Origin of the sequence: Polaromonas sp. (assembly GCF_043778355.1) — a bacterium.
GTDB lineage: Bacteria > Pseudomonadota > Gammaproteobacteria > Burkholderiales > Burkholderiaceae_C > Polaromonas.
In genome coordinates this window covers 1-3,803 of sequence record NZ_JAYWHI010000041.1, presented here as the reverse complement: position 1 = coordinate 3,803, position 3,803 = coordinate 1, and the positions used below count along the sequence as shown (strand labels likewise).

At 56.2% G+C, this 3,803-nt stretch carries 5 protein-coding genes; all 5 read right to left on the bottom strand.

Annotated features, from left to right (window positions below):
* Positions 1-959 (bottom strand): peptidoglycan D,D-transpeptidase FtsI family protein (locus ACH2CW_RS07280; protein ID WP_395056595.1); only part of this gene is annotated, 959 nt, incomplete at its 3' end.
* A complete protein-coding gene (gene ftsL, locus ACH2CW_RS07275; RefSeq protein ID WP_395056593.1) occupies positions 956-1,297 on the bottom strand; it encodes a cell division protein FtsL in 342 nt (113 codons plus the stop codon). The genes ACH2CW_RS07280 and ftsL, both read right to left, overlap by 4 nt.
* Positions 1,294-2,211, bottom strand: a complete 918-nt coding sequence (rsmH, locus tag ACH2CW_RS07270; protein ID WP_395056591.1) for a 16S rRNA (cytosine(1402)-N(4))-methyltransferase RsmH — start codon at positions 2,209-2,211, stop codon at positions 1,294-1,296. Before rsmH ends, ftsL begins: the two co-directional genes overlap by 4 nt.
* A gap of 10 nt (positions 2,212-2,221) precedes the next feature.
* Positions 2,222-2,650, bottom strand: a complete 429-nt coding sequence (mraZ, locus tag ACH2CW_RS07265) for a division/cell wall cluster transcriptional repressor MraZ (protein ID WP_395056589.1) — start codon at positions 2,648-2,650, stop codon at positions 2,222-2,224.
* A 315-nt stretch (positions 2,651-2,965) separates the two neighbouring features.
* Positions 2,966-3,803: STAS domain-containing protein (locus ACH2CW_RS07260; protein WP_395056587.1), on the bottom strand; the 838-nt coding region annotated here is incomplete at its 5' end.

Below are 3,803 nucleotides of genomic sequence, written 5' to 3'. Positions count from 1 at the left end.
GTACGTGGGGTGATACGCCCGGCTTCCAGCGCTATTGCAACAGTGATCGGCTTCATGGTGGAACCGGGCTCGAAAGTGTCCGTCAACGCGCGGTTACGCAGTTGCTCTCCGGTCAGGTTTTGACGCTTGTTCGGTTCATAACTCGGGTAGTTGGCCAGCGCCAGCACTTCACCTGTCACAGTGTCAAGTACCACCACACTGCCTGCCTTGGCCTTGTGGCGCATGACTGCATCGCGCAGCTTTTGGTAGGCAACAAACTGCACCTTGCTATCAACGCTGAGCTGAATGTCCTTGCCGTCCTGCGGCGGAACCTGCTCGCGAACGTCCTCCACCACGCGGCCCAGCCGGTCCTTGATAACGCGGCGTGACCCCACGCGACCGGACAGCTCTTTGTTGAAGTTCAGCTCAATGCCCTCTTGTCCGCGGTCTTCAACATTCGTGAAACCCACCACATGAGCCGCAGTTTCTCCTTCAGGGTACTGCCGCTTGTATTCTTTGCGTTGGTAGAGCCCCTTGATACCCAGAGCGGTTATCTTCTGGGCCACAGGATCGTCTACCTGCCTTTTGATCCAGACAAAACTCTTGTCTTCGTTGGCCAGTTTTTTATTCAGCTCGGCCAGCGGCATCTCCAGCAGGGCGGCCAGTGCGGCAAGCTGGGTCGGCGTCGCATCAACATCTTCCGGAATGGCCCAAATACTGGGGGCAGGGACACTGGACGCCAAAATCAGGCCATTGCGATCAAGAATGCGGCCACGGCTGGCTGGCAGTTCAAGCGTACGGGCAAAGCGGACTTCACCCTGGCGTTGGAAAAAATCGTTTCCGAACACTTGCACATAGGCAGCGCGGCTGGCCAGTCCCGCAAAAGCCAGGGCGATGGCGGCCACAATAAATTTACTGCGCCACACCGGTGTCTTGCTGGCAAGCAAGGGACTAGAGGTGTAGCGTACGCTCCTACTCATGGCCGGCCAGCTCCAACGCTAATTGCGCCCGACGATGTTGCACCCACCGCAGGCGCCGAACCAGAGTCTATAGCCTCTTTCTGGGTGACATATTGCGTGATGGCGGGCGTCACAGTGTGCATCTGCAAGCGCTCTTTCGCCAATTTTTCAACGCGCAAAGGCGTGGCCTGTGCCCTTTTTTCAACCTGTAGACGCTCATTTTCAGCCTCGATTTTTCGGCTCTGCGCTGCGGCTGTTTCAAGCTCGACATAAAGCCGGCGTGATTCGTACTGGGTATGCACAAGGTAAAGCGCACTACCGATCACGGCCAGTAGCAGTACCAGGTTGAAGCGAGTCATGCGTGTGCCCCGGTGCGCTCGGCAACACGCATAACGGCACTGCGTGAGCGCGGGTTGGCAGCGACCTCTGACGCACTTGGTTTAACGCGCCCCAACGCGGTCAGGCGCATGGCCTTGGGTACGGCAAATGGCACCCGCCTGTCGAAAACATCGCGCGAGTGCTCTGCAATGAATTGCTTGACGATACGGTCTTCGAGAGAGTGAAAACTGATCACCACCAAACGCCCGCCGGGTTGCAAAACATTCAGCGACGCAGCGAGTGCTTGTTGCAGCTCTTCAAGCTCGGCGTTGATGAAAATCCGAAGAGCCTGAAATGTGCGCGTTGCGGGGTCCTTGCCCGGCTCGCGGGTCTTGACCGCACCAGCCACGACGTCGGCCAGCTCGGCGGTGCTTCGAAGCGGTCCACGGACCGAGCGGCGCAGATCAATCGCCTTTGCAATCTGCCCAGCAAACCGTTCTTCTCCATAGTCACGAATCACCTCCGTCATGCTGTCGATAGACGCGTCCTGAAGCCAGTCGGCAACGCTCTGGCCGCGTGTGGTGTCCATACGCATGTCGAGCGGACCATCGGACCGGAATGAAAACCCACGTGCAGGATTGTCGATTTGCGGCGAACTGATGCCGAGGTCCATCAGCAGCCCAATAGCGCTTGCGGGTGCAAGTGCTGCAAGCTGGTTAAAGCCCTCGTGGCGAATCGCGAGCCGTGAGTCTGTGATGGTGCTGGCCTCGGCTATCGCTTCAGGATCCTTGTCAAAGGCTGTCAGGCGGCCGTCTGCCGATAGCCGGGAAAGGATTAGCCGTGAATGTCCGCCGCGCCCAAAGGTAGCGTCGATGTAGTGTCCGTCCGGCTTGATCTGAAGCGCTTCAACTGCCTCACTCAACAAGACGGTGCGGTGTGTCCATGTATGTTGCACCGTCTTCTTTCTAAAATGAAAAGTCTCTAAAGATATCGGGCATGTCACCCTTCATCTGCTCGGCTTCCTGGACGGCGTAAGTCTGGGCATCCCACAATTCAAAATAATTACCCATGCCCAAAAGCACCGTATCTTTGCTGATCCCGGCTGCTGAACGCAACTCGGGCGAGACCAGAACGCGACCGGTAGCGTCCATGTCTACATCCATGGCGTTGCCAAGAAAGATACGTTTCCACCACTGGGCCTGCATAGGCAGCGATGCGATGCGCTCACGAAACTTCTCCCACTCACTGCGGGGGAAAATCATGATGCATCCGTGCGGGTGCTTTGTCATGGTGAGCTGGCTGGCAGAGGTCGCGCTGAGCACATCACGATGCCGGGTCGGCACAGACAGCCGACCCTTGGTATCGAGAGCTACGAAAGACGCGCCTTGAAACACTGATGCAGACCTTTAGAACGCACTTTTTACCACTAAATTGCACTTCCTCCCACTTTATCAGGAAACAATTACCGCGCAAGTCATTTGCGATATTTTTTTCAATAGAATCAATAACTTAGAAGCTTTTCTTAAGAACAAGAAAAGTTAAAATGTGTTTTAAATTAAGTACTTAGCAAACGCAGTGAATGTGTTGCTTTAAACGAGTAACAGCGTATGTTACAACTGGCCAGCGGTGTGCCATGATTTCGAATCAGGAGTTGCGCGGTTTGAGGGAATCGCCAACGAAACCTTGGGCTTCGGTTACAACTGCAGCAGTCAATCCCGACGAGTCATGACTTTTGCATGCTCGGTGATGCCAATCACGTTGAAAAAAGCTGCCACCAAACGATTGACCTCGACAAACTGCACAGTTCGGCTTTCGGCCTCACGCGCAGACACCCAATTCAGCAATGTCCCAGCGGCCGAAAAATCCACCCGAATCAACTTGGCGCAGGAAATAACCAGAATGTCGGCCCCTTTGAGCTTGTCTTCGAGTTGCTCCAGCACGGCAACAGCATCGCCGTGCACCTGGCCTGACAGCTCGACCGATGAGAACCTGTTGATCTGCGCGTTCATCGAATCCGTCGGGGTTTCGCTGTCCAGGGCGCTCATGATGGACGGCACCGAGTCGCGGTACACATCACCAATGATGGTGTGGCCTGAAACCACTCCCTGCTCCAGGTCCATCGCCTTGTAGTCGCAGCGTGCACTCTCCCATGCTGGCGGCGAGACTTCGTAGGTCACACAAAAATCTAGGGCGGCGAGCTCAAACTCGTCTGGCCGGTGCGTGACGCGCAAGGCCTCCATACGCAGATGCCACCACTCTTGAGGCGTCTCCCGCTGGCCAGAAGGTGTCGCGTTTTGCAATACTTTTTGCAAATTGGCATCACCCATGAAGCGCAGTTGCACAGGCTGCGCAGACCAGTTGCCGAAGACCTTGCCCAGGGGCTCCACCGCAGCGGCATCAATGGCTTTGAGGTTACTCCAGTCCAGACACCAGGGCATGGAGGCCTTTGCCAGCGCCACCTTGAGTGCCGCGATCGTTTGAATGCCAACCGTGGAGGGGCAAATCCAGTTGGCTGCCATGCTGCTGGCTGGCGCCTTTCCGTCAGAG